Raw genomic sequence first — 19,520 nt, 5'->3', positions numbered from 1 at the left:
CCGATTGCCCCACCCTCCCGCTGGAGCCGCCCGCCTTTTCCGACCCGCTAAAAGGGTCATATCTGGCGGGAAATGCATCCAACGCGGGGACATTCGCCCCGCCGGGGCGCCTAGGAAGCCACGCCCAGGCGCCGCGCCCAGCCCGTCTCCGAGAACCCCACGCTGGCCACGCCGTCCGCCGTCACCAGCACCGGCCGCTTCACCAGCGTCGGATGCTCGGCCACCAGCGCCAGCCACTGCGCCTCGCCGGCGGGCTGCTTGCGGTCCTCCGGCAGGTTGCGCCAGGTCGTGGACGACCGGTTCACCAGCTTCTCCCAGCCCCCTACCTGGGCCGCCCAGTCCTTCAGCGTGGCCGCGCCCACCGGATGCTCCCGGTAATCGACGAAATCGGCCTCCAGCCCCTGGGCGGCCAGCCATTTACGCGCCTTGCGGCAGGTATCGCAATTGTTCAGTCCGTAGACCCGCGTCGTCATGTTCCAGATCCTTTTCTTGCTACTTGTCGGGGAACACCCACAGCAGCGCGGCGGTCATCGTGGCGTAGCGCCCGAACTTGCCGATGGCCATGTAGACCACGCAGGCCCGGAAATCCAGCCGCAGCCACCCCGCCACCGCGCACAGCGGATCCCCCACCAGGGGCACCCACGACAGCAGCAGCGTCTTGGCGCCAAACCGCTCTATCCACGCGTGGGCATAGGCATGCCAGCGATCCTTCCGCGTGGGCGCGTGCGCCTCGCCGTCGTCCGGTTCCGCCTCGTGTTCGTGAGGATGCCGGGCCTCGCGCCGCGCCTTGATGCGCTCCACCGCCCGCTTGGCTCCCACCCCCATCCAGTAGCTGATCATCCCCCCCACGGTATTGCCCGCCGTCGCCACCAGCACCGCCACCCAGAACATCGGCGGCGCCAGCTTCACATAGCCGAACACCGCCGGCTCGGACCCCATGGGCAGCAGCGTGGCCGACACCAGGCTGACCAGGAAAACGGCCGACAGCCCCACCTCGGGCAAAGCCAGAGCGTGGAGCAGCCAGTGAACGGAGGATTCCAGCCATTGATGCATGGCGAGGAGTTTAGCCCACCCCCTGGCTCTTTCCAGGTGGCGAAGCGCCTCTTGAGCCATCTGTGTCAAACTTAAGGATTACGCTTTTTCCACCAACCCCTGACGCAGCATCATGGCCACCGACTATCTCAAGCGCATACTCACCGCCAAAGTCTATGACGTCGCTATCGAGTCCTCCCTCGACGCGGCTCCCCAGATTTCGGCGCGAATTGCGAACACGGTGCTGCTCAAGAGGGAAGACACCCAGCCCGTCTTCAGCTTCAAGCTGCGGGGTGCCTACAACAAGATGGCCAATCTGCCGCCCAAGGCGCTGGAACGCGGCGTCATCGCCGCCTCCGCGGGCAACCATGCCCAGGGCGTGGCGCTGGCCGCCCAGCGCATGGGCTGCCGGGCCGTCATCGTCATGCCGGTCACCACGCCCCAGCTCAAGATCGACGCGGTCAAGGCGCGCAACGCCGAAGTCGTCCTGCACGGCGAAAGCTTCACCGACGCCTACAACCACGCCAAGCAACTGGAGGCGAAGGAAAAACTCACCTTCGTCCACCCCTTCGACGACCCCGACGTCATCGCCGGCCAGGGCACCATAGGCATGGAGATCCTGCGCCAGCACCCCGGCCCCATCGACGCCATCTTCGTCGCCATCGGCGGCGGCGGCCTGATCTCCGGCGTGGCCGCCTACGTCAAGCAGTTGCGCCCCGAGATCCGCATCATCGGCGTGCAGACCGAAGACTCCGACGCCATGGTCCAGAGCGTGAAGAAAGGCCGCCGCGTCACCCTGCCCGACGTCGGCCTCTTCTCCGACGGCACCGCCGTCAAGCTCGTGGGCGAGGAAACCTACCGCCTTACCCGCAAATACGTGGACGACTTCGTCGTGGTCGACACCGACGCCATCTGCGCGGCGATCAAGGACGTGTTCGAGGAAACCCGCAACGTGCTGGAGCCCGCCGGCGCGCTGGCCCTGGCCGGCCTCAAGAAATACGCCGCCCAGCACCGCCTGAAGGGCAAGACCCTGGTGGCCATCGCCTGCGGCGCCAACATGAACTTCGACCGGCTGCGCTTCGTGGCCGACCGAGCCGACGTGGGCGAGTCCCGCGAAGCCGTGTTCGCGGTCACCATGCCCGAGGAACGCGGCAGCTTCCGCCGCTTCTGCGAACTGGTCGGCAACCGCAACGTGACCGAGTTCAACTACCGGATGGCCGATTCCGAACAAGCCCACGTCTTCGTGGGCCTGCAGACCGAGTCGGCCGGCGAATCCACCAAGATCGCCGCCAACTTCCGGCGCAACGGCTTCACCGCCATCGACCTCACTCACGACGAGCTGGCCAAGACCCACCTGCGCCACATGATCGGCGGCAGCGGCCCGCAGGCCAATCACGAACTGCTGTACCGCTTCGAATTCCCCGAGCGGCCCGGCGCGTTGATGCGCTTCCTGAACTCCATGTCGCCCAACTGGAACATCAGCCTGTTCCACTACCGCAACCAGGGCGGCGACTACGGGCAGATCGTGGTCGGCCTGCAGGTGCCGCCGTCCGACAAGAAGGAATTCGCGGCCTTCCTGGCGGAATTGGGCTACCGGCACTGGGACGAGTCCGAGAACCCGGCCTATAAGCTGTTCCTGCGATAGCCGCGGCTGCGGCCTCCGCGCGGCGTCCCCGCCGCCGGAGGCCCGCCCTTACGCCAGTTCGAAAACGATATCCTGCGCGCCTTCCCACAGCGTCTTCACGCCCAGCGCGCGCAGGTTTTCCTTGCCCTCGACCACCGTCAGGAAATGGTTGCCGGCCAGTTGGCCCATCTTGCTGGCGAACATGCAGCTGCCATAGGCCAGGATGATTTCGGTCTCGCTGTAGCCGCCCGGATAGAACAGGATGTCCCCCACCGAAGGATGGCTGGTGTGGTTCTCGAACCCCACGCCCAGCTTGAACTCGCCCAGCGGAATCCAGCAGCCCTCGCCGCTCCAGCGCACGTGGATGATCTTCTGCTTGTAGGGCAGCAACTTCAGGAAGGCGGCCACGGTCTCGGGAGCATCCGGATTGGTCTCGGCGATGAACTCGTATTCGGCGGCGCGTATGCGGATTCTTGTCATGGTGGTCTGCGAAGGATTGGGGCCCTGACGGGCCCCGGATGAAGGAAAAAAACCGGCCAGGCGCCTCAGTTTAATCAAATGGCTGTCCGGTTCAGGCGGCGGGAGCGGGGTCGGGATCGCCGATCCACTTCGTGACGGTCGGCGCCTTCCAGGCCGCCAGCCCATCGAGCAGCGCGCCCGGGTCGGCCTCGATCACGATCATGTCGCGGTGCTCGGCCTTCATGAAACCCTCCTGCACCGCGTGCGTCAGCATGGCCCGCATGGGCTCGTAGAAGCCGCGCACGTTCAGCACGCCGCACGCCTTGGTGTGGTCCCCCAGCTGCGTCAGCGTGGCCGCCTCGAACAGCTCCTCGTAGGTCCCCAGCCCGCCGGGCATCGCGATGAAGGCGTCCGCCAGGTCCGCCATGCGCGCCTTGCGCGCCCGCATGTCCGCCACGATCTCGTGCGAGGTCAACCCCGGATGCAGATGGCCGCGGTCGTGCAGCCGGCGATTGATGACGCCCACCGCCTGGCCGCCCGCCTCCAGCACCGTGTCGGCCATGATGCCCATCAGGCCCTTGTGGGTGCCGCCATAGACCAGCGTCAGGCCCCGGGCGGCGAACTGCGCGCCCAGTCGCCGCGCGGCCTGCGCGTACTCGTCCGAAAAACCGAAATTCGAGCCGCAGAAAACTGCGACCCGGCCAAGAGCAAGCGCTGTGGTGTCCATGAAAAAAATCCTCGGTACCGAAGCATGAAAGTGTAAACGCGCCGGGCCGCCCCGATGGCGTCAACACCCTGTAACGCGAGGCACGCAGGATGGCAGCGCTCCACGCCCGAGCATCTCCCCCCATCCGCACCCCGACAACGATGAGCGAACATACCTACCCCGTCATCCCCCTGGACTTCTCCCTGCGTCGCGCCTTCCTGCTCAAGACCTTCCGCACCGCCGGCGCGGTCAGCCTGACGGGCTTCCTGGCCGCCTGTGGCGGCGATGGCGACGACGCTTCCGCCAACCCCGCGCCGGTCGATCCCAAGCCCCCCGTCGACCCCGAACCACCGGTCGAGAAGTTCAACCCCTTCGCCAAATTCAGCGCCCTCCAGCCCGCCGACGCCAACGGCGTGATGTTGCCCAAGGGCTTCTCCTCGCGCATCGTCGCGCGCAGCGGCAAGGCCCCGGTCAGCGGCGGCAGCTTCCTGTGGCATGCCGCGCCCGACGGCGGAGCCTGCTATGCCACCGACGACGGCGGCTGGATCTACGTCAGCAACGCCGAAATGACCGCCCCGCTGGGCGGCGTCAGCGCGCTCAAGTTCGACAAGACCGGCAAAATCGTCGACGCCTACCCCATCCTGAAAGGCACCTCGGGCAACTGCGCCGGCGGCCCCACGCCCTGGAACACCTGGCTGTCGTGCGAGGAATTCGAACTCACCCAGCAGATCGCCGGCATGGTCTGGGAATGCGACCCCTACCGCCCCTGGTCCGACGCCAACCCGCCCCGCGCCTGGCCCGCCCTGGGCAAGTACGCGCATGAAGCGGTCTGTGTCGATCCGGCCAATCGCATGCTGTACCTGACCGAGGATGCCAGCGGCGGACGCATCTACCGCTACGTCTGCGACTCGACCGACTGGCCCACCGGCGCCGCACGCCCCGTCAAGTTCGAATCCGGCCAGCTGCAAGTGCTGCGCATCGACGCCCTGCCCCGCGACGCCGACGCATCCGACGCCGCCTACGCCGACCTCATCGGCTTCGGCAAGACGCCGGCCTCCGTCACCTGGGAGCCCGTGGCCTTCCCCGACCAGGGCCAGAAGAACATCCGCGACACCCTGCGCAAGGGCGGCATCCTGCCCCCCGGCAACTACTTCCAGAAGGCCGAAGGCATCTGGTTCTTCAACGGCATCGTATTCTTCGTCACGTCCCGCAACAGCCGCATCTGGGCCTACGACACCGCCCACCGCACCCTCGAAGTCATCTTCGACGGCAAACTGGGCCCGGCCGACACCCACAGCATCGACGAACCGGACAACATCACCATCACCTCCTTCGGCGAAATGCTGGTGGCCGAGGACGCGGGCAACCTGGAGATCGGCGTGCTGCGCGACGACGGCACGTCGCAGGCCGTGATGCGGCTGGTCGGCCACGACGACAGCGAGATCACCGGCCCCGCCGTTTCGCCCGACGGCACCCGGCTCTACTTCAGCTCGCAGCGCGGTACGGCGGGCAAATCGGAGGAAGGGATCACGTTCGAGGTGCTGTTGCCGACGAAGCTGGTGGAGTAGCCAGGCAGTGAGGAGGCATGGACTCATGCCCAGCCTGAGCGGGAGCATTCGAACGAACCCATTCGACGGCTGATCTCGAATGGTTCAGCCCCCGCTCACGCGGGGAACAGGGGCGCCTGCGGCACCAACCGGCATCCGCAATGCGGTTCATCCCCGCTCACGCGGGGAACAGTGCGAATGCGGCGCATGTCAACCCGCCATGGTCGGTTCATCCCCGCTCACGCGGGGAACAGAGGTGCAATGTGATTCGTTCGATAACCATCCGCGGTTCATCCCCGCTCACGCGGGGAACAGTGCTCGAGTTCATCTTCTTTGTGACCGATGAACGGTTCATCCCCGCTCACGCGGGGAACAGGATCCCGCGCCCGTCCTCGCCCGCATCAGCAGCGGTTCATCCCCGCTCACGCGGGGAACAGGTGCTGCAACGCGACCCGGAGGCCCAGTTCGACGGTTCATCCCCGCTCACGCGGGGAACAGAGAGCAGCCATGACCATCGACATCCCCCTGTACGGTTCATCCCCGCTCACGCGGGGAACAGCGCAAGGGCGAACGTGGAGTAATTCTTGTTTTCCGGTTCATCCCCGCTCACGCGGGGAACAGGCCAGGGTGACGAGTTTGTCGCTGAATCCCACCGGTTCATCCCCGCTCACGCGGGGAACAGAAGCGACGGAACAGCGCCGCTTGGTGGTGCGGCGGTTCATCCCCGCTCACGCGGGGAACAGTCGATGACATTCTCGGTCTCCTGCTGCGCCAGCGGTTCATCCCCGCTCACGCGGGGAACAGCGTAGGAACCTTCGCTGCCGGCCGTGGTGTAGCGGTTCATCCCCGCTCACGCGGGGAACAGCTGATCGAGTTGTTCCGCGACATGCAGGGTGCCGGTTCATCCCCGCTCACGCGGGGAACAGTCCTTGTGGGGTCCAAGCGCGGCCGCGGCGCTAGGTTCATCCCCGCTCACGCGGGGAACAGGTTGAATCTCATGGCAGGGAAGCGCCGGCGTGCGGTTCATCCCCGCTCACGCGGGGAACAGGGCCAGGAACGTGGCGAGGGTACAGCGGGTCGCGGTTCATCCCCGCTCACGCGGGGAACAGGGCCAGGTTCACGAACTCGATGGGCAGGCGGACGGTTCATCCCCGCTCACGCGGGGAACAGACGCCCCGGCCATGGCTCCCGTTGCCGTGGGGCGGTTCATCCCCGCTCACGCGGGGAACAGCATCGTACTAGGTCTGATTTTGGTAGGGGGCGCGGTTCATCCCCGCTCACGCGGGGAACAGTCCCGGATGAACCCTGGGCAGCGTTCGAGGAGCGGTTCATCCCCGCTCACGCGGGGAACAGCTCGGATCGATCAAAAGATCGTCCTCGCCGCCCGGTTCATCCCCGCTCACGCGGGGAACAGGGCATTTCCATCTGCGAGCGATGGCTGTCCGACGGTTCATCCCCGCTCACGCGGGGAACAGAAAGGTCGCGCCCCGACATCTGAACAGAAGCGCGGTTCATCCCCGCTCACGCGGGGAACAGGACGCGGCGCACGTCGAATTTGCGGAAAAGACCGGTTCATCCCCGCTCACGCGGGGAACAGGCTTGGCGCATGGCGGTGTCGTACTGGTCCGGCGGTTCATCCCCGCTCACGCGGGGAACAGGCCATGATTTCCTCATAGTCCGTCGAGTTTGGCGGTTCATCCCCGCTCACGCGGGGAACAGCGTTGTATCCCGCCCCCTGTTGCCGCAGGGGGCGGTTCATCCCCGCTCACGCGGGGAACAGGGGCGGCGCAACGATATCATCGGGGATGGCGACGGTTCATCCCCGCTCACGCGGGGAACAGTATTCGGCCACGCCGTCGCCGTTGTAGTCGGCCGGTTCATCCCCGCTCACGCGGGGAACAGGTGAGGTTATGAGCGGGCTTTGTGCCAGGGATCGGTTCATCCCCGCTCACGCGGGGAACAGGAACGAGACCTGTTGCAGCAATAATTCCCACGCGGTTCATCCCCGCTCACGCGGGGAACAGACCGCCCCGCCGCCCCAGCCGTAGAGGCGCAGCGGTTCATCCCCGCTCACGCGGGGAACAGGATGCCCAGAACGCCGATGTGCTCACGGGACACGGTTCATCCCCGCTCACGCGGGGAACAGTCCAAACATAACCGATTGTTTTCAAAGGGAAAAATCGGATGCCAAAAACCCACCAACTTTTCTGTTAAAGAGTTGACCCCTCTGGCAGAAGAAACGCAACCAGCCTCAACCCATCGTAGTCGTCCGGTTCCCGGCGATTCGCCCCAAGCGTCTGGAAGTCATAGCCAGATTCGCTGTTGCTGGCCCAAGCCATCACGATGTTGCCGTCTTCATACCCTGAATCGAGCTGCTGCCAGATCATTTCCCGTGTACGGCGCGATACATCACCGGTATAGGCACCGGCTCGGACCTCGAGCAACCAGATGGCCAATCTCCCCCGCAATCTTGGCGGGACGTTCTCGGTGACAACCACGAGAAAGCTCATCAGCGACTCGATGCCCGACGTCGCCGTCGCTTTCTGGATTCGGAATGGCTGGAGGTACGGATTCAGGAGGGGCCTCGGGCGGCTGGATACCACCAGCGGCCAACACATCGTCGATCAGGGGAATGATCCGTCCAAGCAGCTTGCCAGATCGAAACAAATCCCGGCAGGCCAATCGCACTTCGCGCTCGGGCGCCTCCGGAGACTTTGCGGCTATGCGAAAAGCCAGGGGGATCGACGATGATGTGCGAAACGGCTGCTCAAGAAGAGACACGGAGCTATTCGGCCGCATGACCCGGATTTGACCTGGGTACCCAGACAACCAAATGAAGTTAAAGCGATTGAGCGCGTGCAGAGAGAAAAACTTAGAACAGCGAGCTAGCGTTCGGAGCAGGGGAGCTTTGTGCTGCCACTTGGAATACCGGTGCAAACGGACCTGGCTCCCGTATTCTGAATCATTGTCCGCCAGCTTCGTCGCGCAGATTTCCTAGCTGCAGCAGTAGTGTGGGCAAGGCCAGCTTCACAGTGTCCCACACAATGCCGAGATCGATATCAAAGTAGCCATGAGCCATGCGATTACGCATCGCACGCATATTGCGCCAAGGCACCTCGGGATGGGCTGCGGCAAAGCTGGCATGGTGATCTATGATTTTCGTAACAGCCTCTCCGATGATGATGAGGCTCATTACAACCGCCTGCTGCGTCCGCCGGTCCGTCAGGAACTCGTCTTTGGACATGCCCTCGGTGAAGGCGCACGCATTGACGGCGGCTTGGTGCATGTGATCGAGATAGTCAGGAAGGCGATTCATACGGGTTGGGCTTCCGCAAGAACCTTGGCCCGAAATTTCATGGGCAAATCGCCCGGGGTAAGCAAGTCGACATGCACCCCAAGCAGCGTTTCCAATTCGTCCTGGAGGCCGCCGAGGTCGAACAATGTAGCGCCGGGCAGAGCATCGACCAAGATGTCAAGATCGCTACCGTCCTGATCGGTACCGTGTAGAACCGAACCAAAGACACGTGGATTCGCTGTCTTGAAACGAGCTGCCGCTTCGCGTACCGCGCTTCGTTTCAATGCAAGAATTTCGGATGGTCGCATGGTCGTCCTCCAGGATTCATTGCGAGGGCACTTATATTGTAGTTCCCGACAAGACGGAGGCCGGCTCGGCAGTTACGCCGCTCACTTCGTTTGGCTCGCAGATGCTGGCGGCACTTCTGGTGTCGCGAAGCCGCTCAGTTGCGTGTTTGATTACACCACGCTTCCCATCTAGCCGACCGATTCATCCCCGCTCCCGCGGGGAACACTGTACGGAGCGGTCGAACTCGTCGCCGAACTCCGGTTCATCCCCGCTCCCGCGGGGAACACGCGGCCATCTTGCCCAGCGTCGAATTCAGCGCCGGTTCATCCCCGCTCCCGCGGGGAACACGGGGTCCGTGATGGTGATGCTCACCACCTTGCCGGTTCATCCCCGCTCCCGCGGGGAACACTGGGTGAACGCCGCGGAAGAGCTCGCCGTGAGCGGTTCATCCCCGCTCCCGCGGGGAACACCTTGACCTGTCGCTCGACGCCAGCAATTCTCTTGGTTCATCCCCGCTCCCGCGGGGAACACCTGCAGGCGTTCCAGCATGCACAGCGTGGCGGCGGTTCATCCCCGCTCCCGCGGGGAACACCGCATATCCCTGGCGGGCGGCCTTGGCCTGGACGGTTCATCCCCGCTCCCGCGGGGAACACTCCCGGGCGCTCTGCATGTCGAGCAGGTAGGCCGGTTCATCCCCGCTCCCGCGGGGAACACGGTGGACAGTTTCGGCAGCCGCCCTTCGTTCAGCGGTTCATCCCCGCTCCCGCGGGGAACACGGCATGGTCAAACGACCTGAGCTGGTTGACCACGGTTCATCCCCGCTCCCGCGGGGAACACAGGCTCGCGGCCATGTGGTTGTCCTGGCTGAACGGTTCATCCCCGCTCCCGCGGGGAACACTACCCGGTAAACCGGGCCTCACCCTGCAAATCGCGGTTCATCCCCGCTCCCGCGGGGAACACACGATGTCGCCCACAAAATCCATTGGGACGAACGGTTCATCCCCGCTCCCGCGGGGAACACTGTCCATCCCTTGTCGAGGCTATAGAAAACATCGGTTCATCCCCGCTCCCGCGGGGAACACCCGGCCCCGGTTGATGTTCGCAATGAATGGGGCGGTTCATCCCCGCTCCCGCGGGGAACACGCTCCCGTCCGGCCGATACCAGACGCAGAGCACGGTTCATCCCCGCTCCCGCGGGGAACACCGCCAGACCCGGGTTGTGTCGACCGGATCGTACGGTTCATCCCCGCTCCCGCGGGGAACACAAGGTATGACTACATTCATATTGTTCGTTTATCGGTTCATCCCCGCTCCCGCGGGGAACACTTGCAGAAATATGCCATGACCTGGGTGGACATCGGTTCATCCCCGCTCCCGCGGGGAACACTCTGCAAGGCACCCGAGGCCGTGCCGGCTTGGCGGTTCATCCCCGCTCCCGCGGGGAACACAGCCGCCACGGCCGTGATAGCTGTTGATAGGGCGGTTCATCCCCGCTCCCGCGGGGAACACCTCTCGCGGCCGGAACAATTACCGTAAATAATACGGTTCATCCCCGCTCCCGCGGGGAACACGCGCCGTCCGCGATCGTGAAAGCGATACCACCCGGTTCATCCCCGCTCCCGCGGGGAACACCACCATGGCAAGCGTCGATCCAGTTCCGCTGACGGTTCATCCCCGCTCCCGCGGGGAACACCTCGGTGTTGGCCCGTAGGTTTTCGGTGTTGGCGGTTCATCCCCGCTCCCGCGGGGAACACCGGGCTGCTCCGTTCACTGCCCGATTGACGGGCGGTTCATCCCCGCTCCCGCGGGGAACACGCCACGATGGTTGCCGAGGGTAGGCGCGAGGTCGGTTCATCCCCGCTCCCGCGGGGAACACAGCTCCGCTATCGTCATCGGCTCCGTGTTGATCGGTTCATCCCCGCTCCCGCGGGGAACACCTCTGGCTGAAGTTCGAAGGCCTGAAGTTGCGCGGTTCATCCCCGCTCCCGCGGGGAACACGTTGTTTTTCCGGTAAAATAAAGGGGCGAATTCGGTTCATCCCCGCTCCCGCGGGGAACACCCCTTCATAGCAAGGTCAACCCATTCCTGTCGCGGTTCATCCCCGCTCCCGCGGGGAACACACCAAACATAAGCATTTGTTTTAAAAAGAGAAAATCGGCCTCTTTAAATCCACCAATTTTTTAAAGAACCAGACCCAGCTGAAAAATAAAAAAATCGTCCCCAAGCCATCATAGCCAATCAGCTCCCAGCCGCAACAAATGCGAGCTCTGGACGTCCCATATGGAATGAGAACCCAGGCTCCATCCGCAAGCACAGCCCGCTCACATCCTTAACTCAAGGCGGCTTTTTCCTCGATCATGCAACCGGCGGTTGATGACGCCCAACTCCAGCCGTGGTGCTCATGAGACGTCTAATCTCCGGCCGCATCACGCCATGGCCATGTCGTTCTTGCGCTGCGCCCACCCTGTCAGCCTGACTTCGATCAGGGCCGAGACCGCATACAGCGCGACGCCCAGCACCGCCAGGATGAACAGGCCGGCGAACACCAGCGGCACGTCGAAGTTGCCGCTTGCGATCATCATCACGTTGCCGATGCCCTTGTTGGCGGCGACGGTCTCGGACAGCACGGTGCCAACGAACGAAAGCGTGATGGCGATCTTCAGGGATGCGAACAGATAGGGCAGCGCGCGCGGCAGACCTACGTTCCAAAGCACGTCGCGCTTGCTGGCACCCAGCACTTTCAGGACGTCCTCCAGTTCGGGCTCGGTATTGGCGAGGCCCGTGGCCACGTTGACCACGACCGGGAAGATGCTGATGACGAGCGAGGTCAGGATCGCGGGCATCGTGCCGGCGCCGAACCAGACGACGAAGATCGGTACCACGGCCACCTTGGGAATGCTGGAGAAGCCGACCAGCAGCGGATAGGCCACGTCGTAGGCCAGGCGCGAGGAGCCGATGATCATGCCCAGCACGATGCCCACCAGCACGCCGAGCACGAACCCGGTCACGGTCGTGTACAGCGTCTGCACGGTATGCGGCCAGAGCAGCGGCATCTTCTCCACCAGCACGGCGGCGATCTGGCTGGGGCGCGGCAGGACCAGGTCGGACACGCCCGTTGCCAGGCAGATTACCTCCCATAGCAGGAAGAAACCGGCCAGTGCCAGGACGGACAGGATGTAGCGCTTCGTCTTGGGCGAAAGCAGCGGCTTTTTCTCATCGCTCATGCGACTCTCCTTGCGAGCGGTTCGATCTCGGCGGGAGCGGTATCGCTCTCCGTGCGCGCATGGGCGATGCGCATGCGCAGTTCCTGGACCAGGGTGGCGAATTCCGGCGCGTAGCTGTCCTCCAGCGTGCGCGGGCGCGGGAAACCGACCTCCCGGTCCTCGAGGATGCGGCCGGGGCGCGAGCTCATCACGCAGATGCGATTGGCCAGGTAGGCGGATTCGCGCAGGTCGTGCGTCACCAGCAGCACCGTCGGCCGCTTGGCGATCCACAGCTCCTGCATGATGGCCCACAGTTCTTCCCGGGTGAACTGGTCCAGCGCGCCGAACGGCTCGTCCAGCAGCAGCAGTTGCGGGTCATGCACCAGCGCGCGGCACAGCGACGCCCGCTGCAGCATGCCCCCGGACAATTGCCATGGGCGCTTGTCGCCGAAGCCTTTCAGGCCCACCTGTTCCAGCAGTGCCTCGGCCCGCTCGGCGAACTCGCCCCGCTTCTTGCGGGCGTAGTCGGCGCGGAACGGCTGGACGATCTTGAGCGGGATCATGACGTTCTCGCGGATGGTCAGCCAGGGCAGCATGGTGGGGTTCTGGAACGCCAGGCCGATGCGTACGCGCGGCGTATGCGGATCGACCGGTCCGCCGCCCTTGGCGCCGGCCTCGCGCCCGCCGACGATGACGCCGCCGGAACTGGGATTGAGCAGCCCCGCCACCAGTTTCAGGATGGTGGATTTGCCGCAGCCGCTGGGGCCGACCAGCGCGACGAAGTCGCCCTGATCGATGTCCAGGTCGGTGTGGTCCAGCGCCAGCGTGCCGCCGCCGTAGCGCAGCGTCACGTCCGCCAGTTCGATGAAGGATCGGGTCATGGAGTCATTCCCTGAGGAGAGACGGCGCGTCGATGCGCAGGATGGCGGCCACCGGCCCGCCGCCGGGTGGACCTTGATGCTCGGCGCCGCCGGACACGTACAGCGCGGTATGGCCGGCTACCGATGCCAGCACGCCGCCGACCGCCGCGCGCGCATGGCGGGTGGCGTTGATGTCGGAATCATTGAGCATGGTGTGGCGCTGCCCCCGCACGCCGCCGTCGGGACTGGCCTCGGCCTTGGCGAGCAGGTTCACCAGCCGCTGGCCGAGCGCCTCGGCATCGCGGTCGGGATCCAGGCCGAAGGACTCGCGCAGCATGGCGCGCACGCTCGCGGCGTCCACGGCGTCCCGCATCAGCGTGTGCGCCATGCGATAGGGCGACAGGCTGCCCTGGGCCTCGCCCAGGACGATCACCACGTTGCCCTCGAGTTCGATGCCGGCCGACACCGATGCGCGGGCCGACCACAGCGACCAGTCGTCCAGCACCGAGTCATCGCCGACGCGTTCGCGCGCGATCTCGCCGGTCGCCACCGCCACGCCCAGCGCCGAGGCGCCGCGCGAGTAGCCCATGGACTCGTAGGTGTCGCGCGTGACCGGATCTGCCGAGCGCGACAACGCATCGTTCACCTTGGCCGAGGTCAATAGCGGACACTTGACCTGCACGAAATGCACGTCGGCCGCCGACACGATGCCGGCGTCGGCCATGGCGGCCTTCACGGCCTCGGCCGTGGCGTCGATCTGCGCCGCGCGGCCGATTTCCTCGGGCGCGAAATCGCGCGTGTGCGCAACGCCCACCACCAGCCGCTTGCCCGCCGGCGGCGCGTCCGCAGCCGCGGCGAAACGGCGCGTGAATACGGTGAAATGCGGCGACAACACGCCTTCGGTCTTGCCCATGACCGCCAAGACGTGGCGCGGATCCAGTTCGCCCGTGTCCACCAGCGTCCCGACTCCGGACAGGTCGCCCGGCCCGCGGCAGGATACGCGATGCACGCCCACGACCTGCGCCCGGCGGCCCGCGGCTTCTGCTGTCCCGGTCATGTGGCCTCCCGGCTGGGTGCCGCCGTGGGCGGGACACCCGCCGGCGTCTCCAGGATGTTCGACGTGTAGCTCTCGACGTTGCGGGGCCTGGAAGCCGGCATGCGCTGCACGCCCTTGACCGACTGTCCCCACCCGGCGGCCTCCTCGACCAGCCGGCCGTCGCGCATGACGAAGCGGCCGCGCACCAGGGTATGCAGCGGATACCCCTTCACGACGCGGCCGTTCCATGGCGAGATCTTGCTGACGCTGTGCAGCTTGCCTTCCGACAGGACGCCTTCGCGCGCCAGGTCCACGATGGCGATGTCCGCATGCGCGCCGGCGGCGATCACGCCTTTCGTGCCATACAGGCCCCAGGCCTTGGCCGGGTTGACCGAGCTCCAGCGCACATAGTCCATCAGGCTTGCCCGCCCGCGGGTGATCTCGGTCAGCATCAGCGGCATCTGCGTTTCCACCCCGGGAAAGCCGCAGTCGCATTGCCAGATATTCGGCCGGCTTTTTTCTTCCGGCGTGTGCGGGGCGTGGTCGGTGGCGATCATGTCGATCACGCCTTCCACCAAGGCATCCCACAGCGGCTGGTTGTGATGGGCTTCCCGTATGGGCGGGTTCAGGCGCAGGATGCCGCCCAGGCGCGTCATGTCGCCGATGTTCAGCAGCAGGTACTGCGGGCAGGTCTCGACCGTGACGTCCACGCCGCGCCGCTTGGCGTCGCGCAGCAGGAACAGCGAATCGCGTGAACTGTGGTGGGCGATGTGCACGCGGGCCCCGGTCCATTCGGCCAGGGTCAATACCCGGCCGATGGCCTCGATCTCGCATACGGCGGGACGGGAGGCAAGATGGGCCATGGCGTCGATGCGTCCCGCCTCTTCCATGCGCTGCTGGCGGCGCGCCATGATGGACGAGTTCTCGGCATGCACGACCGTGCGTATGCCCAGGGGCGCCAGTTTCTCGAACCCCTCCAGCAGCGCGCCGTCGGTGGGCGCGGGCAAGTTGCCGAAGGTGTTGCCGACGAAGGCCTTGAAGCTGGTCACGCCCGCATCCAGCAATTCTTCCAGCCTGTCTATGGTGTCATCGCCCAGGAGGCCATGGATGCCGTAGTCCACATAGGACGATTCCGCCGCCTTCTGCTTGATGCGCAGCGCCTCGACCGTGCCGGTGGCGGGGTTGGTGTTGGGCATCTCGAACACGGTGGTGACACCGCCGCAGGCTGCTGCGGCCGACCCGCTCTTCCACGTTTCCTTGTTGGGATACCCTGGATCGCGGAAATGCACGTGGCTGTCGATCGCGCCCGGCAACAGGTACAGGCCGTCGGCCTGCAGCGTCTCTCGCGCGGAAGGCATCATGTCGTCATGGCCGACGGCGACGATCCGGCCGCCGTCGATGGCGACCGACGCCTCGATGATCTGGTCGGGCGACACGATCCTGCCGCCCCGGATGAGGAGATCTACCTGGCTCATGTGTCTTCTCCTTACAGTGCGGCCCAGCCGCCGTCGACCGGCAGATCGACGCCGGTGATCTGGCGCGACGCGTCGCTGGCAAGGAAGAGGCAGGCCATGGCCACGTCCTCGTCGGTGGAAACGCGGCGCAGCGCATAGTCGGCGGCATGGCGCGCCATGGCCTCTTCCAGCGGGATGCCGTGCTTGCGCGCCATGTCCGCGCAGACCTTCTCGCGAAAGCGGGGGCCGTCGACCATGCCCGGGGCAACGCAATTGACGTTGACGTTGTGCGGGCCGGCCTCCAGGGCAAAGCTCTTGGTAATGCCGCGCAGGCCCCATTTCGAGGCGGAGTACGCCATGCGACCGGCGCGCCCGCGCATGCCGAACGTGCCGCCGACGTTGACGATCTTGCCGTAGCGCCGGGCGATCATGCCGGGTAGCACGGCATGCATGGTGTTGAAGCAGCCTTTCATGTTGAGGCCGACGATCTCGTCGAACTCCTCGGCGGTGGTCTCCCAGCCCGTCTTGCCGATCGGGCCCGAGCCGCCGGCCACGTTGACCAGGATGTCGACCCGGCCGAAGGCCGCTTCGGCTTCCCGCCCCAGGGCCTCGGTCTGGCCGGCGTCGATCAGGTCGCACCGGATCACCTTGGCGCGCACGCCCAGCGCGCGCGCCTCGGCGGCGACCGGCTCGATGGCGACGACATCCCGCCCGGCCAGCACCAGCGCACACCCTTCACGGGCGAAGGCAAGGGTGATCGCCCGGCCCATGCCCTTGGCGGGGCCGGTGATGACGGCCACTTTGTCTTTCAGCTGCAATTCCATGTCTTATCTCTCGTTCAATGCGGTAGTACTCGATCCCGCCGCGCCTGCCGTCGCCGGCGGTGCGGGGGTTCAGAAATGCGTGGGCCGCTCGGCACGCGCCGGCAGAAAGCCGCGGTCGAACACCGCTGATACGGCGGGCGTGCTGCCCAGCTGGTTGGCCTGCACCACGAGATCGATGGCCCGCTTCAGGCGGGCATCGTCCACGTCGCCGAGCCCGATCCTGGCAATCTCGGGGTGGCTCATGTCGCGCTTCATGGTCGACAGGAGCTTCTCTTTCTCCAGCTCGGCCTTGAGCAGCGGTTCGCGCTTGAGCACCGCGGCGATGCCGGCGTCGGGATCGGCCACGACGTCCTTGATCGCCTTGTTGAGCGCGCGCAGGAAACCCTTGACCGCCTCGGGGTTCTCCCTGGCGAACTTGCGCGAGAACATGATGGTGTTGGAGTACAGGTCCAGGCCGTAGTCGGCGTACTTGATGAAGCGCAGGTCCTTCTCGGGATCCATGCCGCTCAGCTTGGCGGCGAACCAAACGGTGTTCACGTAGCCGAACACGCCGTCGACCTGGTCGCGCAACAGCATCTGCTCGCGCAGGTTGGGCGCCATGTTGTTGATCTTGACCTTGGTCAGGTCGAATCCCGCCGTCTTCGCCAGCGTGGGGAACAGCTTCAGGGCGCCGTCGCTGGCGGGCCCGCCCAGGGTGCGGCCCTCGAAATCCTTGGGCGTCTTGATGGGGCTGTCTTTTTTCACGACCACGGTGAACGGCGCGACGTTGTACAGCATGTAGACGGCCACCGGCGCATCGTCGGGCCGGCGCGCGGCAAAGTCGATCAGCGCATTCATGTCGCCGAACGCCGCGGTGTACGTACCGGCGGCGACCTTGGGCACGCCGGCTGCCGACCCCTCGCCCTGGTCGATCTGGACATCCAGTCCTTCGGCCTTGAAATAGCCGCGCTCCTGGGCCAGGAAGAACCAGGCCTGTGCCCCCTCGTACTTCCAGTTCAAGGTCAGCTTGATCCGGGGCTGGGCATCGGCCAGGGCCGGAAGCGCCGACAGGCACAGTCCGAGCGCGGCGGCGCCGGCCGAGGCGCGAACCAGCCGTTTCAGATGATCGATCATGGAGCGATTCCTATAGAACGAGGAGTGGAGGGAAGCTCCGGCGATTGCGGAGCGTTGGCTGCCAGCGCGCCAGCCAGGTCTTGCGCGCTGGCGACGAAACCGTGCAGTTGTCTGACCAGGAAATGAATGGCCTGGGTGACGTAATCAGGCGATGGCGACCCGCAGACATCGGCCAGGAGAATGTTGTCGTAGCCCAGAAACCCCGCATCCTGCAGCGTGGAGAACACGCAGCGGTCGGTATTCACGCCCGCGTAGAACAGTGTCGTGATGCCCTGCTGGCGCAGCAGGCTGTCCAGCTCGTTGTCCCAGAAGCCGCTAAGGCGATGCTTGTAGACGGTCACGTCGTCCGCCGCCACCGGCAGTTCCTCGACGACGCGCGCGCCCCACTCGCCGGCCACCACGCTGGGGCCGCGATCATCGGGCGAGCACTCGGCATAGCCCACGCCGCCGGCGCTGCGCTTGCCTTTGAAAAGGATGGTGGGGCTGAGATTGAGGCGATCGGCACGCACGCCCCAGTTGAGCCAGACCACCCGTCCGCCCGCGGCGCGCCATGCCGGCAACAGCGCGGCGATGGCCGGGATGGGTGCGCGCATGGGCGAGACGTCCACGCCTTTCTGGCCGAACCAGCCGTCGGCATGGCAGAAGTCATTCTGCATGTCGATCACGATCAACGCGGAGCGAGCAAGATCGAACTCCAGCGCCTGTCCATCGGACGGCAGGCGCAGCGGCCGGGACGGGCGGGCCGGGCGGACGAGGCTCAGGCAATCGTCTCGCTGGGTCCATGCGTTGTCCGGCGAGGGGCCGAAGGAATGGGTGGGAACAGTCGGTGCGGTCATGGTCTGGACGATGCGTGGATGCCGGCGAATCCCGGAACATGATTTGCTCTATGCAATGACCGTACCCGTCCACCTGATTCTGCGATCCAATTCAATGCCATTTGACGGACTACCCGTTGCCGTATCGGCAACGATGCGGAACACGCCCGCGCCGCCCCTGGCTGGTGGCCTTTCCGCACGGCTGCCGCGCTCGACGGGGCGGCGGGCCAGCCGCCGCCGATGCGCCTCGCACACGTACCGGCCCATGCACCAAACCGAAGCGGCATGCCCGCTATCGGGCGGCGCAGGCCACGAAGCAGTGCGTCCACCCATTCCCCACTTCCACGTCCTCCCCTCATGAATCACCTGCGCTTTCTCCGCTACGTCGACGAAGTCGCTCGCGTCGGCTCCATCCGCCAGGCTGCCGAGCGGCTCCACGTCGCGCCGTCGGCCGTCAACCGCCGCATCCAGGATCTGGAGGAAGAATTGGGCACGCCCATCTTCGAGCGCCTTCCCCGAGGCATGCGGCTGACCACCGCCGGCGAGCTTTTCGTGCGCTACATACGCAGCCGGAGCGCCGAACTCGACGGCGTCCGGTCACAAATCGAAGAATTGAAGGGAAAGCGCCGCGGCACCGTCCGGATCGTCGCCAGCCAGGCGCTCGCGCCGGTCTGCCTGCCCGGCGCGGTGTCCTCATTCCGCGCCGCCCATCCGCTGGTCTCGTTCGAGGTCACCTTCGGCGACCACCTGCAGGCGCTCGAGGCGCTGCGCGCTTTCGACGTGGACCTGGCCCTGGTCTTCAACCTCGCGCCGGAGGCCGACATCGAGTCCATCAGGCAGTTCGACCAGCCCCTGGTCGCGCTGATGCACCGCAGCCATCCCCTGGCCGGGCAGCCTCGCGTCTACTTGCGCGACTGTGCCGACTATCCCGTCGTACTGCCCGATCGCGACATAGGCGGCCGCCAGTTGCTGGAGCGCTTCATGACGCGCAGCTCGATCAAATTGCACCCGATGGTGGAAAGCAACTCGTTCGAATTCCTGCGCGGCTGCCTCTACTACCAGCAAGCCATTTCCTTCCAGATTGCCATCGGGGCGGTCACCGAAGGCGGGGAACTGGTCGCGCGGCAGTTGGAGGACCGGCATTTCCCCAGGGGCAAGCTGGTGCTGGCGAGTTTGCGGCACCGCCAGTTGCCGGTGATCGCGCATGCCTTCGTCGAACACATCCAGCAGACGCTGGCGGCGGCCGAAGCCTGATGCCCCGCCA

At 65.6% G+C, this 19,520-nt stretch carries 17 protein-coding genes and 2 CRISPR repeat arrays; of the genes, 3 read left to right on the top strand and 14 right to left on the bottom strand.

All coding sequences use genetic code 11. From position 1 onward, the window contains the following. Positions 1–110: 110 nt before the first annotated feature. Entirely contained in the window at positions 111–473 is a 363-nt protein-coding gene (locus tag CDO46_RS26540; RefSeq protein WP_087841576.1) for an arsenate reductase, read from the bottom strand. Positions 474–492: 19 nt separating this feature from the next. After that, positions 493–1,053, bottom strand: coding sequence for a YqaA family protein (locus tag CDO46_RS26535; protein WP_087841575.1), 561 nt, complete (start codon positions 1,051–1,053; stop codon positions 493–495). Between the two features lie 112 nt (positions 1,054–1,165). Between CDO46_RS26535 and ilvA the strand changes: the two genes are divergently transcribed. Continuing rightward, positions 1,166–2,677 (top strand): threonine ammonia-lyase, biosynthetic, encoded by a 1,512-nt coding sequence (gene ilvA, locus CDO46_RS26530; protein ID WP_087841574.1) that lies wholly within the window; start codon positions 1,166–1,168, stop codon positions 2,675–2,677. Between the two features lie 48 nt (positions 2,678–2,725). Here the strand turns inward: ilvA and CDO46_RS26525 are convergent, their stop codons facing one another. Beyond that, positions 2,726–3,136, bottom strand: coding sequence for a DUF3830 family protein (locus tag CDO46_RS26525; protein ID WP_087841573.1), 411 nt, complete (start codon positions 3,134–3,136; stop codon positions 2,726–2,728). 91 nt (positions 3,137–3,227) lie between these two features. After that, the gene (locus CDO46_RS26520) at positions 3,228–3,842 is read right to left on the bottom strand and encodes a TIGR00730 family Rossman fold protein (protein WP_087841572.1); all 615 of its coding nucleotides are present in this window, start codon (positions 3,840–3,842) and stop codon (positions 3,228–3,230) included. 140 nt (positions 3,843–3,982) lie between these two features. Between CDO46_RS26520 and CDO46_RS26515 the strand changes: the two genes are divergently transcribed. Further along, on the top strand, positions 3,983–5,389 hold the full coding sequence (locus tag CDO46_RS26515) for an alkaline phosphatase PhoX (protein ID WP_087841571.1): 1,407 nt from the start codon (positions 3,983–3,985) through the stop codon (positions 5,387–5,389). 81 nt (positions 5,390–5,470) lie between these two features. Then, positions 5,471–7,514: direct repeats of the CRISPR family, unit length 29 nt; unit sequence CGGTTCATCCCCGCTCACGCGGGGAACAG. A 64-nt stretch (positions 7,515–7,578) separates the two neighbouring features. Here the strand turns inward: CDO46_RS26515 and cas2e are convergent. The 10 genes from cas2e to CDO46_RS26460 all read right to left on the bottom strand — a co-directional run bounded on the left by cas2e (position 7,579) and on the right by CDO46_RS26460 (position 18,277). Then, positions 7,579–7,878, bottom strand: coding sequence for a type I-E CRISPR-associated endoribonuclease Cas2e (gene cas2e, locus CDO46_RS26510; protein WP_087841570.1), 300 nt, complete (start codon positions 7,876–7,878; stop codon positions 7,579–7,581). A gap of 452 nt (positions 7,879–8,330) precedes the next feature. Next, positions 8,331–8,684, bottom strand: a complete 354-nt coding sequence (locus CDO46_RS26500; protein WP_087841569.1) for a DUF86 domain-containing protein — start codon at positions 8,682–8,684, stop codon at positions 8,331–8,333. Then, positions 8,681–8,971, bottom strand: coding sequence for a nucleotidyltransferase family protein (locus CDO46_RS26495; RefSeq protein WP_087780757.1), 291 nt, complete (start codon positions 8,969–8,971; stop codon positions 8,681–8,683). The genes CDO46_RS26500 and CDO46_RS26495 overlap by 4 nt, the downstream gene beginning before the upstream one ends. 177 nt (positions 8,972–9,148) lie before the next feature. Further along, a CRISPR array of direct repeats spans positions 9,149–11,071; the repeat unit is 29 nt; unit sequence CGGTTCATCCCCGCTCCCGCGGGGAACAC. A 306-nt stretch (positions 11,072–11,377) separates the two neighbouring features. Continuing rightward, positions 11,378–12,175, bottom strand: coding sequence for an ABC transporter permease (locus tag CDO46_RS26490; RefSeq protein WP_087841568.1), 798 nt, complete (start codon positions 12,173–12,175; stop codon positions 11,378–11,380). After that, a complete protein-coding gene (locus tag CDO46_RS26485) occupies positions 12,172–13,035 on the bottom strand; it encodes an ABC transporter ATP-binding protein (RefSeq protein WP_087841567.1) in 864 nt (287 codons plus the stop codon). The genes CDO46_RS26490 and CDO46_RS26485 overlap by 4 nt, the downstream gene beginning before the upstream one ends. A 4-nt stretch (positions 13,036–13,039) precedes the next feature. Further along, on the bottom strand, positions 13,040–14,071 hold the full coding sequence (locus CDO46_RS26480; RefSeq protein ID WP_087841566.1) for a ring-opening amidohydrolase: 1,032 nt from the start codon (positions 14,069–14,071) through the stop codon (positions 13,040–13,042). Then, a complete protein-coding gene (gene allB, locus CDO46_RS26475) occupies positions 14,068–15,525 on the bottom strand; it encodes an allantoinase AllB (protein ID WP_087841565.1) in 1,458 nt (485 codons plus the stop codon). The genes CDO46_RS26480 and allB overlap by 4 nt, the downstream gene beginning before the upstream one ends. A gap of 11 nt (positions 15,526–15,536) precedes the next feature. Then, the gene (locus CDO46_RS26470) at positions 15,537–16,328 is read right to left on the bottom strand and encodes an SDR family NAD(P)-dependent oxidoreductase (RefSeq protein ID WP_087841564.1); all 792 of its coding nucleotides are present in this window, start codon (positions 16,326–16,328) and stop codon (positions 15,537–15,539) included. A 69-nt stretch (positions 16,329–16,397) separates the two neighbouring features. Further along, positions 16,398–17,441, bottom strand: a complete 1,044-nt coding sequence (locus CDO46_RS26465; RefSeq protein ID WP_087841563.1) for an ABC transporter substrate-binding protein — start codon at positions 17,439–17,441, stop codon at positions 16,398–16,400. Beyond that, a complete protein-coding gene (locus CDO46_RS26460) occupies positions 17,438–18,277 on the bottom strand; it encodes a cysteine hydrolase family protein (RefSeq protein WP_087841562.1) in 840 nt (279 codons plus the stop codon). The genes CDO46_RS26465 and CDO46_RS26460 overlap by 4 nt, the downstream gene beginning before the upstream one ends. A 336-nt stretch (positions 18,278–18,613) precedes the next feature. Here CDO46_RS26460 and CDO46_RS26455 point away from each other — a divergent pair, with 336 nt between their 5' ends. Further along, positions 18,614–19,510, top strand: a complete 897-nt coding sequence (locus tag CDO46_RS26455) for a LysR family transcriptional regulator (protein WP_087841561.1) — start codon at positions 18,614–18,616, stop codon at positions 19,508–19,510. Positions 19,511–19,520 lie beyond the last annotated feature (10 nt).

Origin of the sequence: Pigmentiphaga sp. NML030171 (assembly GCF_002188635.1) — a bacterium.
Classification (GTDB): Bacteria; Pseudomonadota; Gammaproteobacteria; order Burkholderiales; family Burkholderiaceae_B; genus Pigmentiphaga; species Pigmentiphaga daeguensis.
The sequence above is the reverse complement of the archived record's forward strand: the minus strand, read 5'-3'. Positions and strand labels throughout refer to the sequence as shown.